Source organism: Psychrobacter sp. KFRI-CH2-11 (assembly GCF_038239325.1).
GTDB classification, from domain to species: Bacteria; Pseudomonadota; Gammaproteobacteria; order Pseudomonadales; family Moraxellaceae; genus Psychrobacter; species Psychrobacter celer.
Genome location: NZ_CP151283.1, coordinates 416,566 through 434,394 on the forward strand (window position 1 = coordinate 416,566; position 17,829 = coordinate 434,394).

General features: G+C 48.2%; 14 protein-coding genes. 7 read left to right on the forward strand and 7 right to left on the reverse strand.

Annotation, left to right across the window (positions count from 1 at the left end):
• Positions 1–84: 84 nt before the first annotated feature.
• Positions 85–2,391, reverse strand: coding sequence for a DNA topoisomerase IV subunit A (parC, locus tag AADH33_RS01745; protein WP_348549363.1), 2,307 nt, complete (start codon positions 2,389–2,391; stop codon positions 85–87).
• Between the two features lie 598 nt (positions 2,392–2,989).
• Between parC and AADH33_RS01750 the strand changes: the two genes are divergently transcribed.
• The 5 genes from AADH33_RS01750 to AADH33_RS01770 all read left to right on the forward strand — a co-directional run bounded on the left by AADH33_RS01750 (position 2,990) and on the right by AADH33_RS01770 (position 9,590).
• Positions 2,990–4,717 carry an AMP-binding protein gene (locus AADH33_RS01750; protein ID WP_100750071.1) on the forward strand — a complete coding sequence of 576 codons (1,728 nt, stop codon included), beginning with the start codon at positions 2,990–2,992 and terminating at the stop codon, positions 4,715–4,717.
• A gap of 586 nt (positions 4,718–5,303) precedes the next feature.
• On the forward strand, positions 5,304–7,094 hold the full coding sequence (locus AADH33_RS01755; RefSeq protein ID WP_348549364.1) for an AMP-binding protein: 1,791 nt from the start codon (positions 5,304–5,306) through the stop codon (positions 7,092–7,094).
• A gap of 203 nt (positions 7,095–7,297) precedes the next feature.
• A complete protein-coding gene (rph, locus tag AADH33_RS01760; protein ID WP_100750069.1) occupies positions 7,298–8,014 on the forward strand; it encodes a ribonuclease PH in 717 nt (238 codons plus the stop codon).
• Positions 8,015–8,090: 76 nt separating this feature from the next.
• Positions 8,091–8,594: a hypothetical protein gene (locus AADH33_RS01765; RefSeq protein WP_348549365.1), complete on the forward strand. Its 504-nt coding sequence runs from the start codon at positions 8,091–8,093 to the stop codon at positions 8,592–8,594.
• 219 nt (positions 8,595–8,813) lie between these two features.
• Positions 8,814–9,590 (forward strand): hypothetical protein, encoded by a 777-nt coding sequence (locus AADH33_RS01770; protein WP_348549366.1) that lies wholly within the window; start codon positions 8,814–8,816, stop codon positions 9,588–9,590.
• Between the two features lie 168 nt (positions 9,591–9,758).
• On the opposite strand, the gene hemJ is transcribed toward AADH33_RS01770, so the two are convergent.
• From hemJ to serB, 6 genes are all read right to left on the reverse strand, one after another.
• Positions 9,759–10,193: a protoporphyrinogen oxidase HemJ gene (gene hemJ, locus AADH33_RS01775; protein ID WP_348549367.1), complete on the reverse strand. Its 435-nt coding sequence runs from the start codon at positions 10,191–10,193 to the stop codon at positions 9,759–9,761.
• 152 nt (positions 10,194–10,345) lie between these two features.
• Positions 10,346–11,494, reverse strand: coding sequence for a biotin synthase BioB (gene bioB / locus AADH33_RS01780; RefSeq protein ID WP_348549368.1), 1,149 nt, complete (start codon positions 11,492–11,494; stop codon positions 10,346–10,348).
• Positions 11,495–11,738: 244 nt separating this feature from the next.
• The gene (locus AADH33_RS01785; protein WP_348549369.1) at positions 11,739–12,248 is read right to left on the reverse strand and encodes an SCP2 sterol-binding domain-containing protein; all 510 of its coding nucleotides are present in this window, start codon (positions 12,246–12,248) and stop codon (positions 11,739–11,741) included.
• Positions 12,249–12,396: 148 nt separating this feature from the next.
• Complete coding sequence (gene aciT, locus AADH33_RS01790) at positions 12,397–12,789, reverse strand: AciT family ciprofloxacin tolerance protein (protein WP_348549370.1); 393 nt, start codon at positions 12,787–12,789, stop codon at positions 12,397–12,399.
• A 165-nt stretch (positions 12,790–12,954) separates the two neighbouring features.
• Complete coding sequence (locus AADH33_RS01795) at positions 12,955–13,911, reverse strand: DUF368 domain-containing protein (protein WP_348549371.1); 957 nt, start codon at positions 13,909–13,911, stop codon at positions 12,955–12,957.
• Between the two features lie 325 nt (positions 13,912–14,236).
• Entirely contained in the window at positions 14,237–15,427 is a 1,191-nt protein-coding gene (serB, locus tag AADH33_RS01800; RefSeq protein ID WP_348549372.1) for a phosphoserine phosphatase SerB, read from the reverse strand.
• Between the two features lie 349 nt (positions 15,428–15,776).
• On the opposite strand from serB, the gene AADH33_RS01805 reads away from it, so the two are divergent.
• Positions 15,777–17,297 carry a hypothetical protein gene (locus AADH33_RS01805; RefSeq protein WP_348549373.1) on the forward strand — a complete coding sequence of 507 codons (1,521 nt, stop codon included), beginning with the start codon at positions 15,777–15,779 and terminating at the stop codon, positions 17,295–17,297.
• Positions 17,298–17,501: 204 nt separating this feature from the next.
• Positions 17,502–17,738, forward strand: coding sequence for a PA3496 family putative envelope integrity protein (locus tag AADH33_RS01810; protein ID WP_075100353.1), 237 nt, complete (start codon positions 17,502–17,504; stop codon positions 17,736–17,738).
• Positions 17,739–17,829: the final 91 nt, after the last annotated feature.

Sequence of the window (17,829 nt, forward strand, 5' to 3'; positions counted from 1 at the left end):
AAAAATTGGGAAGTTTTGAATATTTAACAAGCGTAAGCTAAAACTTGCCGAATATTCTTGATAAGAAAGTATTTAAAACCCAAACTAACCAACCTCAATACTCGTCACATTCTGAAAGCCCCTTGGCAACTGACCGCCGCGATTACCACGAGTGCCTGTATAGTTGGCCAAATCATTGGGTTTTAGTGTCACATGACGTTTGCCCGCAGTAATGACTAGGCTGTCTCGCAAGCTTAGCGGCGTGATAGCAAGCACTTCTTCACCGTCTTTTAGTTTAATCAGCTTATTACCTTTACCACGTGCTTGCTCGGGCAAGTCATCAAGGGCAAATACCAATAAATACCCTGCATTGGTCACCACAGCGACATGGTCAGGTGCCACATTTTCGTTGCTGTTTTCACCGTCAGCATGGGCCGCCACTTCCGCTGGCGCATCGATACGCACGACAGGGAGCAGACGACTATCGGCCGCTAGATTGATGATTTTTTTACCGGCTTTTTGATTGCTATCGAGGTTGCCAAGGGTATTGATAAAGCCGTAGCCATTAGAGCTGGCGAGGATGATACGCTGATCGTCGCGACCAGTTATTAGCTGCTCAAAGCTGGCACCTGCTGGCGGCTTGAGTACGCTGGTCAGCGGATCGCCTTGACCACGCGCTGAGGCTAGGCTATGCGCGTCGACACTATAGCTACGCCCTGTACTATCGAGTACGTAGATTCTCTCGTTGGACTTACCGCGTGCGTGCGCTTGATAGCTGTCTCCTGAGCGATAGCTCATGCCAGCGGCATCGACGTCATGACCTTTCGCAGCGCGAATCCAGCCTGCTTTTGAGAGTATCGCGGTGATAGGCTCGCTTGGTACCAGATCCGACTCTTTTAGCGCCTGCGCTTCTTCGCGCTCTGCTAGTGGTGACATGCGCTCGTTGCCGTGTTCTTTCATATCGGCGTTCAGCTCTTCAATCATCAGATTGGTCAGGCTGTCTGGGTTGTCCAAGTGCTCTTGAATGGTGGCGCGCTCAGCGTCTAGTGCATTTTGCTCGCGGCGCAGCTCAATCTCTTCGAGCCTTGCCAGCTGACGCAAACGTATGTCCAAGATGGCATTGGCTTGGATGTCGGTCAGATCATAACCCTCCATCAATGCTGACTTTGGCTCGTCTTCCTCGCGGATGATACGAATGACCTCATCGATATGTAGATAAGCGATCAGCAACCCTGCCAAGATATGTAGGCGTTTATCGATTTTATCGAGGCGATACTGCAAGCGCCGCGTGACCACCGAGCGGCGACAGATAAGCCACTCTTCAAGGATTTCTTTGAGGTTTTTGACCTGCGGTTTACCGTTTAGGCCAATCATATTCATATTGACGCGATAATTACTCTCAAGGTCAGTACTGGCAAACAGGTGACTCATCACGCGCTCGACATCGACGCGGGTAGAGCGTAGCTCAAGCACGATACGGCAGGCGTTTTCGTGGTCAGACTCGTCATGGATGTCGGTCACCCATGGCAGTTTTTTGTCCAGCATGAGTTTGGCAATTTGCTCTTGCACTTTGTTGCCTGAGACTTGATAGGGCAGCGCATCGATGATGACGAGGTTTTTTTCTTTGGGGTCGATATGGTAGGTCGCGCGCATTTTATAGCTGCCGCGGCCGCTTTCGTACATCGCCTGCAAGTCTTTTTTGCTGGTGATGATCTCAGCTGGCGTGGGCAAGTCAGGCGCAGGTATCGATTGGGTGAGCTGCTTTACCGATAGCTCAGGATTTTTTAGTAAGCGAATGGCGGCGCGTACCACTTCATTTAGGTTGTGCGGCGGGATGTCGGTGGCCATACCGACGGCGATCCCTGTCGTGCCGTTTAACAAGATATTGGGCAGGCGCGCAGGCAGGGTGATAGGCTCTTGTAAGGTACCATCAAAGTTATCTTGCCAATCGACCGTGCCTTGGCCGAGCTCGGCCAGCAAGGTGTTGGCATAGGCAGACATTTTGGCCTCGGTATAGCGCATGGCGGCAAAGGATTTGGGGTCATCAGGGCTGCCCCAGTTGCCTTGACCGGTGATCAGCGGATAGCGATAGCTAAACGGCTGCGCCATCAATACCATGGCCTCATAACAAGCACTGTCGCCATGCGGGTGGTATTTACCGAGTACATCACCGACGGTACGAGCAGACTTTTTGGCTTTAGCAGAGGATTTTAGGCCAAGCTCACTCATGGCATAGACGATACGACGCTGGACGGGCTTTAGGCCATCGGCGATATTTGGCAGCGCCCGATCCATGATGACGTACATGGCGTAGTTGAGATAAGCCTGCTCGGTGAATTCCGCTACCGAGCGGGTGTCCATCGGCTCATTAGAAGGGGCGGCAGGGACGGTATGGTCAATAACATCGGACATAAAGTAAGGTTCACTTATCAGTTTTAATAGGTATAGGTAATAGGTATAAATAATGCGCATCAGCGCCAAAATAAGATAGTGCTATCGTAAAGGATATCGGCAAAATTAAAAAGAGATAACTCAGAATAGACGACAAGGTGTGACGTGCCTGTTCAGGCAAGCAAGCAAGGTAAAATAACACAACTCGCTTCACATGCCATAAAAGCCAGCGTTTTCGTCACGCTCTAGCGATAACCGTGTCAGTGAGGATGGTTTGGTATAAAAATAAAATATTGTCCAGTAATAAATAAGAAAATGAAAATCTATGAAATGGCGAGTCATTTATTACTTAACTGTTTGATAATAATAATATTAATGAGCGTCAAGTGGCTTTGCGAACGCAAGTAGCAATCTTTTATATTGAGTAGTCTTTATAAAGTGTGTATGTTAATGAACAAAGGGCTATTTACCGCTATAGGGTTTGCTTGTCACCATACAGCAAGGTCGGTGCCTGACGGCCATCATCATGGTTTGCCAGCGCTTTGAGACTTTGTGTGTTTGTCACGCTGTGATTTGTATGAGTGGACGGTAGCGTACTATTACTAGGAGAGAAAAGATTATGGAAAATCACGGTAACTTGATTCGTCGTAACGACAAAGTATGGGTCAAAACTTACGAAAAACTTGGCATGCAGTACGATATCGATATGCCGCCCGCCGATACCTCGTTGCTTGAGATACTTGAGCAAAACTTCATCAAACACGCTGGCAAAACCGCGTTTGTCTGTATGGATGTCAAACTCTCGTACGAAGAATTAGACCGTTATAGTAAGCAGGTCGCCGCCTACCTACAGTCCCTCGGCCTAAAAAAAGGCGATAAAGTCGCGGTAATGATGCCAAACATCCTACAGTTGCCCGTTGCTGTCTTGGGCGTGCTGCGGGCAGGTCTGACGCTGGTCAACGTCAACCCACTTTATACCACCAAAGAGCTTGCCCATCAATTAGAAGATTCTGATGCCAAGGCATTGATTTTATTAGAAAACTTTGCCAAAACCTATGAGGATATCGGCAAGGAGATGGTCGATCATGTGGTGGTGACATCGATGGGCGACTTGATGAGCCCGCTGAAAGGGTTCATCGTCAATACGGTGGTGCGTCATGTCAAAAAAATGGTGCCAGCCTATCATATCAATGGTAGCGTCAAATTCAAAAAAGCGCTTAATCGCTTTTCAGCTGCCAGCTATCAGCGCCCCAATGACATCGGTTTGGATGATGTCGCGGTACTACAGTATACCGGTGGCACCACAGGCGTGGCCAAAGGCGCGATGCTCACGCACGGCAATTTGGTTGCCAACTTGATTCAGTGTGACACGTACTTAGGCGATGCTTTTGATAAGTTTGAAAAAATGAATGAGCAGCCAGTGATTATGACGGCACTACCGCTGTATCATATTTTCTCATTTACCGTTTGTGGCATGTACGGCCTCTATCGTGGCTGTATTGGGCTCTTGGTACCTAACCCACGCGATGGCGCAAGCTTAATCAAAGCCTACAAAGATTATCCACCTGCGTTTTTCCCAGCGGTAAATACCTTGTTTAATGCGCTTGCCAATAGTGAGGTATTCAAAGCGCTCGATCATAGCAAGCTTGAGATGTCGATGGGCGGCGGTATGGCTGTGCTAAAGGATACAGCGGCAAAATGGCAGCAAATCACGGGCAATATCATTGTACAGGGCTATGGTCTATCAGAGACCTCGCCTGTTGCCTCAGCAAACCCACAAGGGACAGGCGAGTTCTCAGGCAACATCGGTCTGCCGATGCCAGCCACGGATATGGCCATCTTGGATGAGGCGGGTAATGAGGTTGAGATCGGTGAGCGCGGCGAGATTAGTGTGCGCGGGCCGCAGGTGATGAAAGGGTACTGGAAACGCGATGATGCCACGAGCGAGGTGATGACGGCGGATGGTTATTTCCGCACCGGTGATATCGGTGTGATGGATGAAGAAGGCTACTTTAAGATTGTCGATCGCAAAAAAGACATGATCTTGGTGTCAGGTTTCAACGTTTATCCAAACGAAGTAGAAGACGCCATGTCAGGCCATCCAAAAATCTTAGAGTGCGGTGTCATCGGTATCGATGATGAAAAAAGCGGTGAGGTGCCAAAGATTTATGTGGTACGTAGTGATGACAGCTTGACAGAAGAAGAAGTCATCGCGTATGGCAAAGAGAATCTAACGGGTTATAAGCGTCCGCGTTACGTAGAGTTTATCGACGAGCTACCAAAGTCAAACGTGGGTAAAATCTTACGCAAAGACTTGCGAGAGCTTGAAGAGAAAAACCACGGTTAGGCTCTTGCTTAAGCCGAGCTGATCAGCTATTCATGACTCACTAGGGCTAGGACTCTATAGTCTGAGTGGGTTTTGCTCGAGATGTCATCGTACACAAAAATGATAAGGCCGCTGACTGCTGCTTTATCATTTTTTGTCTTTTCTGCTATTTTTGTCTGTACAACATCATCGCCACAGATAGAGAATTTTGCATAAAACTGCTATAGTGCCCACCGACCTATTTTTGTATATATCTGTTGGTTTGGCTTGAGCGGTTTGGCAAAACCATCATAATGACAGTAAGGTATACCTTAGCGTGTGGCTAAGGCATGGTGCCACTTATCGATGACGTGGTATGGCTTTGTGACTTGCAAAGCTTATGAATGATAAACCCAATGGTGTTGCCTTGTTTTTTTATTCATAAGCTTTTGTAGCCACAGATTTGCTGCGATAGATAAGGGTGCTTTATTGGGGCATGTCTTTCATTGAATCGATGCACTGCTTTTAATCGATGTATTGCTTTTAATCGATGCATGGCTAAAGGGCGAGAAATGATGACGCGCTTTTGATTATTTTATGTTTTTAACGGCAACATTTAGGGAAAATTATGACCGACAGTATCAATAAAGAGACGATAGAGGATCAAGCTGCCACGGGCCATACCGCTAGGCAGGCATATCAAGACAACGCCTTTCCCGATATGCCGACGATAGACAGCGACAGTCCATGGTTGAGTGCTTATGAGCGTTACGGCATCGCAGCAACTATCGATATGCCAGAGGACAATACCTCTTTACTTGATGTGTTTGAGCGTAATTTTAGTCGTTATGGGCAAAAGCCTGCCTATATCTGCATGGGTGCTTCTGTTAGCTTTAAGCAATTGGATTTGTACAGTCGCCAAATCGCCAGCTACTTGCAGTCACTAGGACTGGTCAAGGGTGATAAAGTTGGGGTGATGATGCCCAATATCTTGCAGTATCCTGTCGTGGCCTTGGGTATCATTCGCGCAGGGATGGTGCTGGTCAATGTCAATCCCCTCTATACCAGCCGCGAGCTGTCGCATCAGCTGCATGATAGCGGTGCCAAAGCGCTGTTTATCGTCGAAAACTTTGCTAAGACTTATCAAGATGCCGAAGACAAAGGTCAGGTCGAGCATGTGATCTTGTGCAAAATCGGCGATATGCTGGGCACGCTCAAAGGCGCGGTGGTCAATCTTGTGGCTCGCCATGTCAAAAAAATGATTCCAGCCTATAGCTTGCCAGACAGTGTGAGCTTTAAACAAGCGCTAAACGCTGTATCAGCCAGCAAGTACCAGCGTCCAGATATCAACCTCAGCGATGTGGCGCTGCTCCAGTATACCGGCGGCACCACAGGCGTGGCCAAGGGTGCCATGCTCTCTCACGGCAACCTAGTCGCCAATATGCTACAGATCAGCGCCTTGATGAATAGTGCCTTTGACGATGATGTCGATGCCAATGATGTCATCTTGACAGCACTACCGCTGTATCATGTCTTCTCCTTTATGGTCTGCGGTATGTACGGCATGTATCAAGGCTATGCAGGGCTGCTGATTCCAAACCCACGCGATTTGGATGGTTTGATTAAAGAGATGGGCAAATACAAGCCCTCGTTTATCCCAGCGGTCAATACCTTATTTAATGGTTTGGTACACAAAGAAAGCTTTGCCGATTTGGACTTTTCTAACCTAAAAGCCTCTATCGGCGGCGGGATGTCGGTGTTGCCAAGCGTGGCAAAAGAGTGGCATAAAATCACAGGACTGCCTATCGTTGAAGGCTATGGTCTGTCTGAGACCTCGCCTGTGGTGGCCTTTAATCCAATGACCATCTCTGAGTTTACTGGCAAGATTGGTATTCCAGCCTCGAGCACCGATGTGATACTCATCGATGAGGACGAAAGCGAAGTGGCATTAGGCGATCGCGGCGAGATTTGTGTCAAAGGTCCACAGGTGATGATCGGCTATCAAAACCGTCCAAAAGAAACCGCCGAGACCTTTACCAGCAATGGATACCTAAAGACAGGCGACATCGGTATCATGGACGAAAAAGGCTTTATCAAAATCGTTGATCGCAAAAAAGACATGATTTTGGTGTCAGGGTTTAATGTCTATCCAAATGAAATCGAAGAAGCCATGAGCGAGCATCCAGCCGTGGTGGAGTGCGGCGCTATTGGTATACCAAATGAGCAGCGCGGCGAAGAGCCTAAGCTGTTTGTGGTCAAAAAAGGCGAGGTCACCGAGCAAGAGCTGCTTGATTTTGGTAAAAAGCAACTGACAGGCTATAAGCGTCCGCGTCATATACAGTTTGTCGATGAATTACCAAAGTCAAACGTCGGTAAGATTTTGCGTAAAGAATTGCGTAAGATGGAAGGTCTAGAATAACACCAGCGTCTTTTTTGCAGCGGCGTAATGGCTGGAGTGAATCTTGCTATTGCGCCGCTGCCACGTTAGGATATCGTCATACGGGCATCGGCTTAGACATTGGCTGGCTGAGAGTTTGTGGTTCATGCCGCTTTGCGCGTGCTACCTTTTATTGACAACACTTATTTTACAACACTGCTTTAAAACAAGTACTAGGAATTTTTATGCGTATTGACAATCGTGAGCTTGACCAACTTCGCTCGATCAGCTTTGAGCGCCATTATACCAAGCATGCTGAAGGCTCAGTGTTAGTCAGCTTTGGCGATACCAAAGTCCTGTGTACCGCTAGTGTTGAGTCTGGCGTACCGCGCTGGCTAAAGGGTAAGGGTAAAGGGTGGATCACGGCCGAATACGGTATGTTGCCACGTGCGACCAATACCCGTAACCAACGCGAAGCGGCGCGCGGTAAGCAGTCAGGTCGTACGCAAGAGATTCAGCGCCTCATCGGTCGTAGCCTGCGTGCTATGATTGATCTTAGCAAGCTTGGTGAAAACACCATTTACCTTGATTGTGATGTACTACAAGCTGATGGTGGTACGCGCACCGCCAGTATCACAGGAGCGGCCATCGCGCTTATCGATGCGTTAGAGAGCCTACAAAAAACCAAAAAGCTCAAAGCCGATCCATTGATTGGCCTGGTGGCGGCGGTCTCTGTAGGTATGAAAGATGGCAAAGCGTACTTGGACCTCAATTACGAAGAAGACGCCAGCTGTGATACCGATTTAAACGTCGTCATGACCCAAAAAGGCGAGTTCATTGAGCTACAAGGCACTGCCGAAGAAAAGCCATTTACTCGCGCCCAAGCAGACGATATGCTAGCGCTGGCCGAAAAAGGCATTGCGGAGCTGATTACCATGCAGCAGACGGCGCTTGGCTGGTAAGCGACGTTTTTTGGTCTTATCGTCCTCTAACAACGCATTATTCTTGCAGTAAATACTCGGCAATAGGTAACGATACATGCTCAAGCTGACCGATGACGGCGCCAAAATCACCTTGCAAAATCAAGCGCCAGCGGCTGACAATGGTATGTTTTGGTTTGGCACCGCCTTGCTCGTGGGTGCCGTGGCGGTCGCGATGGCCATGAGTTTGTTGCCTGAGCGCCTTGCTATTGGCGCGCTGGCTTTGCTCATCGTTGGTAGTTTTATTTTTAATAAAAAACGCCGGCAGCAAAAACAAGCTTTGAGCAAAAATATCAGTAGTGGTGTGCTGTGGGTGCGTAGTGGTGAGCTGGTGCATGACCATCAAGGCAAGCGTCAACACATCACCCTTATCGCTAATGATAATGTCACACTGATGGGTGAGCAGCTACAGATTACGGATGTCGATGGTAGCTGTAAGTGCCAGATCAGCGGCTTTGAGAGTGTGCAAGAGGCCAAAGCCGCCCAAGCGATATTACAAGGCCAGACATTTGGCAAACGCCATGTCAATATTAAGATGAATGACAACCTGCCTCCCTCTTAGTCTTTCTATCTACTTTTTTAAACCTTATTTCATTTCTTTAAGCGACACTATAGTCAATTCGAAATAAAATCGATACGCTCATACCAGTTACCCGGTATCGTGTTTATAGTGAATGAACTATAGTGCTTGCAGATTTGTGCCCAAATGGTTTATAAGTAAGAATGAAAACTGGTATTTTGCTTTTTTGTTGTCAATGGTACCTTTGACAAGGAGTCAGTCATGTCGCGTTTGTCATCGTCTATGTCACTGTCTGTATCGTCGCCGATTACAGCGTCATGTAGCGTGTTATTGCTGCTTGTAGGTGGCATGGCATCCTCTCATGCCGATAGTATGAGTGCGCTTATCGCGCAAAAATCAGCTCAGTCAGATCTGAGCGCCCGTTATACCCCATCATATTCAGCCGTCCCTTCTGCTAAGATTAGTACGCGCTCTCGTATTCAGCGCGCCGATAGCTATCGCGCCGACACGGCAGTTACCGCGCCAGTGGGGAGCACGGCATATCGCTATCCTGAGCGCGCCTATCAAGCGCCATCTGTGCTGCCAGCGTTTTTGTCTGGTAGCTATGACAATGTCGATAGTGAATATTTACCGATACTGAGCAGCGCAGAGCGCCAAAGCAGTATGGCGGCGCGTGAAGTCATTAGTACAGCACGTAAAATGGCGCTCAATGAGCGTACAATCATTCAAGGCGGCTGCTGGGATTATTTAGATGCAGTGTTTAAGCGAGCAGGGGTGACGCGAGATACAGTACACAAAGGCACATACCGCCAAGGGCCTTATGCTCATAGCAGTCAGATAGAAGCAGGTGACTGGCTGTATTATATCAACCACGGCTACAATGGCGTCGAGCATAGTGGCTTGTTTGTCGGCTGGGTAGATGAGCGTGCCAAGCAAGCACTGATTCTCAGCTATGCAGGCGAAAACCGCCGAGAGCCTGCGCGTTACCGCGTGTATGATTTGAGCAATGTCTATCAAATCATGCGCCCAAGTGTTTAAGCGTGATAAATGGGCTCAGGATAAAAACACTACAGTGAGACGAAGATGAGTTTTGCGCAGCAGCAAGCGGCGTAGGCACAGCAACCTTGCAAGCTTTACAAAAAACGCCCGTTATCTAAAGAGATGACGGGCGTTTTGGTTTGATCAATCTAGCTCGTGTCGCTGTCTTTAAAACGGTTTGACCACCACCAAAATCACGATAAATATCAAGGCAAAAACAGGTATCTCATTAAACCAGCGCCAAAACTTATGGGTTTTGTAATGTGGGTTGTCGATCAGCTTTTTGCGATAAAAACCGCAAGCACCGTGGTAGGCTGAGAGCAGTACCACCAGCAGTAGCTTGGCATGTAGCCAGCCTTGGGTTTTGTAAACCTCCCAGCCCAGTCCCAACATCCATAAGCCAAATACCCATGTCGCTATCATCGATGGCGTCATGATGCCGCGATACAACTTGCGCTCCATGATAGCAAAACGCTCGTGACTGATGCTGTCCTCACTCATCGCATGATAGACGAACAAGCGCGGTAAATAAAATATCGCAGCAAACCAGCAAACCATAGAAATAATATGCGCCGCTTTGATCCAATTAAAATACTCTGCCATTATCCTCTCTCTTACTGTTTGGTCGGGTAGGCTCCATCATGTCGGCAAGCTTAGCACATATTGCTCATTAGTAGTGCAACTACCAGTGTGACTACCAATATGACTGTCAACGCAACTATCAACGTGACTATCAATCAATGGCATACAAAGGGCTACTGCGCCAACACGACCTGTGATTGATGACCACTCATCGCATCCAGCACAGGCACCTGCTTTGGCGCACGAGGGGCGGCAAACTGAGCAGTGAGGCCGAGCTCACGCATCAGTCTATTATCACTCGATTGACTGGCGTTACCTGTGGTCAATAGTTTGTCACCATAAAAAAACGAGTTGGCACCTGCCATAAAGGCCAAAGCTTGCTCGGCATTAGAGAGGCTCTCGCGGCCAGCAGATAAGCGCACGTAGCTGGTCGGACAACAGATACGCGTCACCGCAATGGTACGTATCCACTCCAGCACAGAGAGCTGGCCTTCTGCTAAGACTTTATCACCGATCGGTGTACCTTGAATGGGCACCAATAGATTGACCGGAATAGACTCAGGCGCTTTGGGCATTTTTAGCAGCTCATGTACCCAGTCGATACGGTCGTCACGGCTCTCGCCCATCCCCACGATATTGCCGCTACAGACATTGATACCAGAGTTACGAACATGAGCGAGAGTGTCTAGGCGCTCGTCATAACTGCGGGTGCTGACCACTTGCTCATAATAGCGCCGCGAGGTATCTAGATTATGATTGTAATAGTCAAGCCCTGCATTAGCCAGCTGCGCGGCCTGCTGGTCATCTAGCATACCTAGGGTCATGCAGGTCTCAAGCCCCAATGCTTTGACTTCTTTGATCAGCTCGACCACATACGGCATGTCTTTGGCGCTTGGGTGTTTCCAAGCCGCACCCATACAAAAGCGCGACGAACCCGTGGCTTTGGCGCGCTTGGCGGCGGCGATGACCTTATCGACTTCGATACGTTTTTCTGCTTGCAGTTTGGTGGTGTCGCGGTGGTGGCCTGATTGTGAGCAGTAGCCACAGTCTTCAGGGCAGTTGCCAGTTTTGATAGACAATAAGGTGCTAATCTGTACTTCGTTGGCTGTAAAATGCTGACGATGCACAGTCTGTGCTTGCATCAGCAAATCCATCAATGGCAAGTCAAACAACCGCGCGATATCATCACGGCTATAGCTGCTATGAGAGGTGGGCTGCGCCGTCGCCTCGGTCTTTATGTCGGTCAAAAAGTCAGGCTCCAAGCCGTTGTTTTTTGTGTTTTGCTGGCTGCTGGGCTCTGAGATATTAAGCAATCCTGCCATAAGGTAAATCCTTTTATAATACGATGAAGAGGGTAGGTTATGATTTTATATGATAAAAAAGGCTGCGATATAGTATACCGCAACCTTTTTAGAAAGTCAGAATGCTGCCAAAGCGTACCGGCAATCGATACCATCAAAACACCAATGACAACGACTTGATAAGTCTAGCCTTTATAGAATTATAAAGGAATATATAACTATAAAGGGCTATAGAGTTATAAAGGACAATTTAGCAAGTAGGTGATTACTTACCCAGTTTATGCTTGGCAACACCGATCCAATGATTGGTAAACTGCTGCGCTTTATAAGCGTAAGGCTTGGCCTTTTGGATATAAGGTTTGTATTCTTCTGGGATGGCGGGCACGATGTGCTTGGCAAGTTTATTGAACCACATCATCAGGCTGTAGTCACCCTCGATACTTAAGTTGCCTTCTTGTACCGCTGTCATAAAGCTTGGCAAATCGCCTTTGGTTAGCAGCTTTACGCCCGTCATCGAGTCTTTAAAAGTAATGGTCAAATCGGCTTCTGTTGCATGGCCACTTTGCTGACTAAACTGGCCATTGTCAAAGCGATAATAACGTGCAATACCAGACTCAGTGCTGGCAAGCTCGATGGTCACATCACGATCCGCAAGCAGCTTTTGTACGTCTTCATTATCACTATCGGCTAGCATAGAGAGGCGATAGCCAATCACTGCCAGCAATACATCTAATGGGTCAGACTTGATATCTAATACAGGTAGCGTAAACATCATAAAACTCCTAAAGAATAAGACAAAAAATATAGCGTACTTTATATGAATTTTTGCGACAAATATATAATTAGAGTATAAACCATCAAACACCATCAATTCTTTAGTAGTTAAGTAGAGAGCGTTTAGTATCTTGTAACATTAGCCATCATCAATGAAAACGCGGCTGATAGTCGTCGTCATACACTGGCGTATGCTCGATATAGCGCGCGGCTTGCAACTCGCGCTGCTGCTGTACTGACTGACTGACATCATCGTAGCGTATGGCTCGATATAGCACCCAGCCTGCCAGCGGCAGCCAGCTTATACCCATGGCGATGACATAGCTGTGCCATTCTGATAGCGCTAGCAGGGCCGGCCGACTGATCAATAAGCTTTGGACGGCCTCGACTGCTAGCCAATAGGCCATACCGCCAAACAGATACCATAGCAGCCAGCGCTGTGATGAAAACGCCAACGCCAGCACCAAACCTGCCAGTAGCCCATACGCAAACAGTGCCGTACCACTCAAGCTATCTATACCGATAAAGGAAAAAATAGTCATTAACATCATTCATCTCGCTATTGATAAGGTGAATTTCTTATAACAATGCGACTATTATGAAAGCTTGCTGAGTAAAGCTAAAGAGGGTAGAGGCGACTTTGCGACAACCGTTGACGTTTGGTTTTTTAGAATGCTAGGCACCAATCACAAAGCCGATAACCGGCCTCAAGCGTGGCGATTACCCCACCACGAGAGCAAGGATACCAATACAGCGCCAAGCAGCATTAGCCCTATCGTGGTCGCCCACTGCGCGCCTGCCGGATACTGCCATGGCATGACGTTATAAATGGCGTCGCTGTCGAGCGTCCCCAGCGCATCGACCTTCCACGGCCAGACTTTGACCAAGGAGCCGGCGATAAAGCCGGTCAGTAGGGCAAGCGTGGCTTGGTAATAGTGCGCTAGTAACCATTTGAGCGCCCGCGTGAATAACAACAGCCCCGTTGCCATACCAGCGATCACGGTCAAAAGAATGCTAAGGTTCATGGTATCGACCGCTTCTAACACAGCGTCATAAGCGCCCAATAACAGCAAAATAAAAGACCCTGATACCCCAGGCAATATCATCGCACAAATAGCCACTGCCCCTGCAAAAAACAAATAAGGCAAGCTTGGCGTGGTGGTCATGATTGGTAGGCTGCTAATCACCACAGCGCTGATAAGCCCTACCAAAAACAGTAGTATACGGCCGATACTCCAGCGTTTAATCTCTGCCAGTAATAAAAATACCGTGGCGACGACCAGACCAAAAAAGAACGACCAAATCAGTAGCGGTTGATGGTCTAAGAGGTGCTTGATCATACCTGCTAATGTGGCAAAACTACTGGCAATACCCAGCAACAAAAACAACAAAAACGTGGCATCGACTTGTCGCCAGACCGCAAGCAAACCTCGTAAACCGCCCTCTGCGCGAAACACCTGCCACAAGCTGGGGCCAATACTGCCAAGCGCATTGATCAGGCGCTCATAGATGCCGGCAATCAAAGCAATGGTGCCGCCAGAGACGCCAGGGACAATATCAGCGGCGCCCATCGCCATGCCCTTGATATAAGTGGCTGCTAGCGATTTTGGTTGGTTATCCGCTGCTGACCACTCGCTTGGCCGCGGTGATTGAGGTGCCGTCATGAGTACATCCTTTATACAAAAATACGTGATGGGGTAAAATATCGAGTGAAACAAAGCTAATAGTAAAACAAAGCTAGTAAAGAAAAAATGCAACGAGATAAACATAAAAGCTAGGTCGATGACAAGGTATCAACCTAGCTTTTGTGAGCGCATGGTTACTCCACTTTAAAACAGGTACGGCGTGACGGCTATTCACTTTCTTTGCGTGCTGTGCCTGCGCCGATAGATGCTGCACAAAATAAACACCAGTAGCACGTTGTACTCAGTGGTACATAGTATCTTGCAGGCCAATTTTATGGGGGATTGGCTATAGTGTGTTTTACCATTACTTGGTCGGGGCGAGCGCTGGATAACCCAAGGCATAAAGCGCGCCCTCAAGTCCTGTGACATTGATGGCAGAGTCGGCACGCGCTTGAACGATAGGTTTGGCGCGGTAAGCGACGCCCAAGTCAGCAACGGCCATCATCGGTAAGTCATTGGCACCGTCGCCGACACAGACTACTTGTGACATATCAATACCTAAGCGCTCGGCGGTCTGCTCGGCGATGGCGGCTTTTTTGGCACCATTGACGATAGGGAGCTGCACATGACCGGTCACTTCACCTTCATCGATATCTAAGGCGTTGGCGTGTACTTCATCGATACCTAACTGCTCGGCGATATAGTTGGCAAAATAGGTAAAGCCCCCTGATACCAGTACCGTATGATAGCCCAGTGCTTTGAGCGCACTGATCGTGGTGCGCGCGCCTGTCGATAAGGTCAAACGGCGGCAGATATCATCGAGGACATCGGTCGAGATGCCTTTGAGTAGCGCCACGCGCTGAGCAAAAGACTCATCAAAATCGATTTCTCCGCGCATCGCCGCCTCGGTGATGGCTTCGACTTTTTCGCCGATACCAGCGGTTTTGGCCAGCTCGACGATGACTTCTTGTTCGATCAACGTCGAGTCCATATCAAAGCAGGCAAGCTTGTGCGTACGCAGCATATGACCGATGGACAGGATATGACAATCAACCACATCTAGCTGCTCGCCGCTGTCTGTACGGCTTGTATTGTTATAGGCTTTGGTCAAGTCGTGACGTAAGCGGGTGGTAAGCTGATCGTCGATGATGTGGGCGGCTGCCGTCTTTTTGGCAGGGTGCATCAAGGTGTCGGTCACAGGCACCAACAAATAGCGATAGACCTGCACGGGGGTAAATGGCAAGCGCTGCGCATCACCTGCTGTAGGCTCGGTATCAGACACCGTGATATTGACAAAGCTGGCATCGGCGTCTTCTGCTACGGTGACCAAGTGCCAGTTGGGCTGCTCATCGACCCAAGACTGTACATACTGATGAATGTCCAGTGCTGATACGTGAGTTGGCAGGACGACGATGAGGGCAAAAACAGGAAGGGACTGCAATGCGTCAAAATCTTGCAAATTCGTATTATTGGGTAGTAGCGATGCAACAGAATCCACGGCTTGTTGCCATGCTTTGCTGTCTTTTGGTAACGAATAAGAGGTATTTTTTGGCATGACTCAATTGTCCCTTGTATGCTCATATAAGATTAGGAATAATAACAGTTTTACAGGTCAGCGCCTATAGATGGCGCGCAAAGTATTATGGTCTGCAAAAAACGGCTGCGTTGCCCACATAAATTTCTAAAACTGCTAACGCTATAAGGTTTATTATGGTGCTATAGTAGCTATGATAAGCGCGCCCGCTTGGTCTGTGTGATAAGAGCGATAGCGGTATGTAAGCACAGCTGTGTGTAAGTACGATAGCAAGCACAATAGACAAGACCGACGATTTTTTAAAATTAGCCAAAAAATGAGCGACAGTCTCGTTTTTTAATTTCATTTATCCAAAAAAGTTTACCATATCATGACGTATTTAGCGCCGCGGCAAGGGTTGTTTGCCATTATTCTTCTGGTTAGTTTTTGTTTGCAGACACTGCTACTGGTCATCAGTACTGATCAGCAGTTGAGCAAAAGTCGTGCGTTAAAAGGCGAACAGATGGTCGCACAACTGATAGATGAAGCGAGGCTATCGCTAGAAAACAAAGACCGTGTCAGTCTCAGTGTCATCGCCAATCGCTACACCAGTGAGCAGGACGTGACGCGTATTTTGATCAAAGACAACAACGATGATGTCTTGGTACCAGTGGGCAACGCACCGATGCAGCAGGGTGATACCATCCGTCAAATCGCTACCAAAGGCGATGCGGTCATCGGTAGTGTGGCGCTGACGCTAAAAGATATCAGCAAGGGCGAGATTATTGCCATGCAGTGGCCGTTTGTCATTGGTATGCTGCTTCTGCATCTATTGCTATGGCTGATTTATGGTTATCTTGCACGCCCGACCAAAGAGCAAATCAACGCCATCAGCCGTGATATCTCAGAGCTACACCGCGAGCAGTTTAGACAGCTCGATCAACGAGGCTCTGAGCGTGATTATCAACGTAGCGACTATGAGGGCGACCGCCGCGCCGCAGACATTGAGACGACACAGAGTACAGCTGACAATACAACCAATGCCGATGCCAGTGCTGCGGTACGTACACTAAATATCCATGGCGCGGTCAATAGCTATATCAGAGGGCAGCAAGGCGCAACGTCTGCAGATGCTGACACTCGGATTGATACCGAGCATGACTTGGATATAAGTAATGGTATAAAGGACGATGTTGATGCGACATCCAAAGCAGACTCAGCCCATCATACAGAGGATAAGCCATCAGAAACAGGCCATGACCAAAGCATCGGCAAAGCGGCTCGTGGCAGCGCGCGCCTATCAGCCACGCGTACGTTTGATAGTGTCAGGGTACAAATCGTCTTTCATGATGAGTTTAATATGCTTGAGCGTCTAGCGCCCGCCCAGCGCCTACCATATCTGGCGCTATGCACACAGCTGCTCAACCAAGCGACGACCGAGCTACTAAAACAGCCGCTACTGCTCGGTGTCAGCATGATAAATGAGCCAAGTTTTGATGATAAAGGAGCCAGCGTGCTGCTCAAAGCCGACAACAGCCATGCCAAAGTGGCGCTGGCAGGCGTGATGCTGGGCAAGCTGTATTTGATGCTCAACAAAATCATCCATGATAAGCATATCGAGCTGTCACGTTTTGCGTTGCCTGCCAAAGCAGGCGTCAGTGATGATGCACAAAGTGAAGCCATGATGCATCTGCTGCATGGTATCGGCAAAAAAGAGCAAATGCTGATCTTATTGCCCAATGCGGGTCTCAAACAAATCAGCCACCATGTACAGGTACAGAGCATCATGCGCCCAACGACCGTCTATGAGCGTGAATGTGCGATATTTGATGGGGGCAATGATGCGATGATTCAGCGGTTGGCGGATGTGCGTAATGCGGTGTTGATGGTCGACAATCAAGAGGTTTCTTAAGCATAAGTGCTCATCAGGAGCGCTGTTTTGTACCGAAGTAGTCTGTACAATTGCCTATAATACTGCTTGGCAAAGAGGTTTGGCCGCGATTGGGAAATATGCCATATTGACAAAAAGGATTGACAACTCTCAACAGAGACTTTATAAGGCATATATATATTGATGTATTTTTTATACCTTTGCTAAAACTGATAGGAGTTTGTCATGAGTGACGCTGATATTGACGACGATTTTGATGATGACTTTGTCGATGATGATGACGCAAAGATGGTAGAAGAGGCTGAGACAAGTGTGCGCACACGCTTAAGTAGCCTTGAAAAGCGTCGATTGATCGATAACTTGCTTGAAGAAAAGCGTTTGGCAAGAGAGCTAAAAGACGATCTCGATGATCTCGACGATTTCGATGAAGACGACGATGATTGGGACGACGACGATATCTGAGCGGCTACGTCATAGTGCCGGCATTTTTTTCTGTCAGCAGCATTCGTCTGTCGCTCTAGCGCCGTATGTTTGTCAACTAAAGCCTTTTAAT

Excerpts from the sequence above, each read along its gene's own strand:
- AADH33_RS01750 (WP_100750071.1), top strand. The coding sequence starts at position 2,990 with ATGGAAAATCACGGTAACTTGATTCGTCGTAACGACAAAGTATGGGTC.
- aciT (WP_348549370.1), bottom strand. The coding sequence starts at position 12,789 with ATGACTATTTTTTCCTTTATCGGTATAGATAGCTTGAGTGGTACGGCA.
- bioB (WP_348549368.1), bottom strand. The coding sequence starts at position 11,494 with ATGGCAGGATTGCTTAATATCTCAGAGCCCAGCAGCCAGCAAAACACA.
- AADH33_RS01755 (WP_348549364.1), top strand. The coding sequence starts at position 5,304 with ATGACCGACAGTATCAATAAAGAGACGATAGAGGATCAAGCTGCCACG.
- AADH33_RS01765 (WP_348549365.1), top strand. The coding sequence starts at position 8,091 with ATGCTCAAGCTGACCGATGACGGCGCCAAAATCACCTTGCAAAATCAA.
- AADH33_RS01785 (WP_348549369.1), bottom strand. The coding sequence starts at position 12,248 with ATGATGTTTACGCTACCTGTATTAGATATCAAGTCTGACCCATTAGAT.
- hemJ (WP_348549367.1), bottom strand. The coding sequence starts at position 10,193 with ATGGCAGAGTATTTTAATTGGATCAAAGCGGCGCATATTATTTCTATG.
- AADH33_RS01810 (WP_075100353.1), top strand. The coding sequence starts at position 17,502 with ATGAGTGACGCTGATATTGACGACGATTTTGATGATGACTTTGTCGAT.
- AADH33_RS01770 (WP_348549366.1), top strand. The coding sequence starts at position 8,814 with ATGTCGCGTTTGTCATCGTCTATGTCACTGTCTGTATCGTCGCCGATT.
- AADH33_RS01795 (WP_348549371.1), bottom strand. The coding sequence starts at position 13,911 with ATGACGGCACCTCAATCACCGCGGCCAAGCGAGTGGTCAGCAGCGGAT.
- parC (WP_348549363.1), bottom strand. The coding sequence starts at position 2,391 with ATGTCCGATGTTATTGACCATACCGTCCCTGCCGCCCCTTCTAATGAG.
- rph (WP_100750069.1), top strand. The coding sequence starts at position 7,298 with ATGCGTATTGACAATCGTGAGCTTGACCAACTTCGCTCGATCAGCTTT.
- serB (WP_348549372.1), bottom strand. The coding sequence starts at position 15,427 with ATGCCAAAAAATACCTCTTATTCGTTACCAAAAGACAGCAAAGCATGG.
- AADH33_RS01805 (WP_348549373.1), top strand. The coding sequence starts at position 15,777 with ATGACGTATTTAGCGCCGCGGCAAGGGTTGTTTGCCATTATTCTTCTG.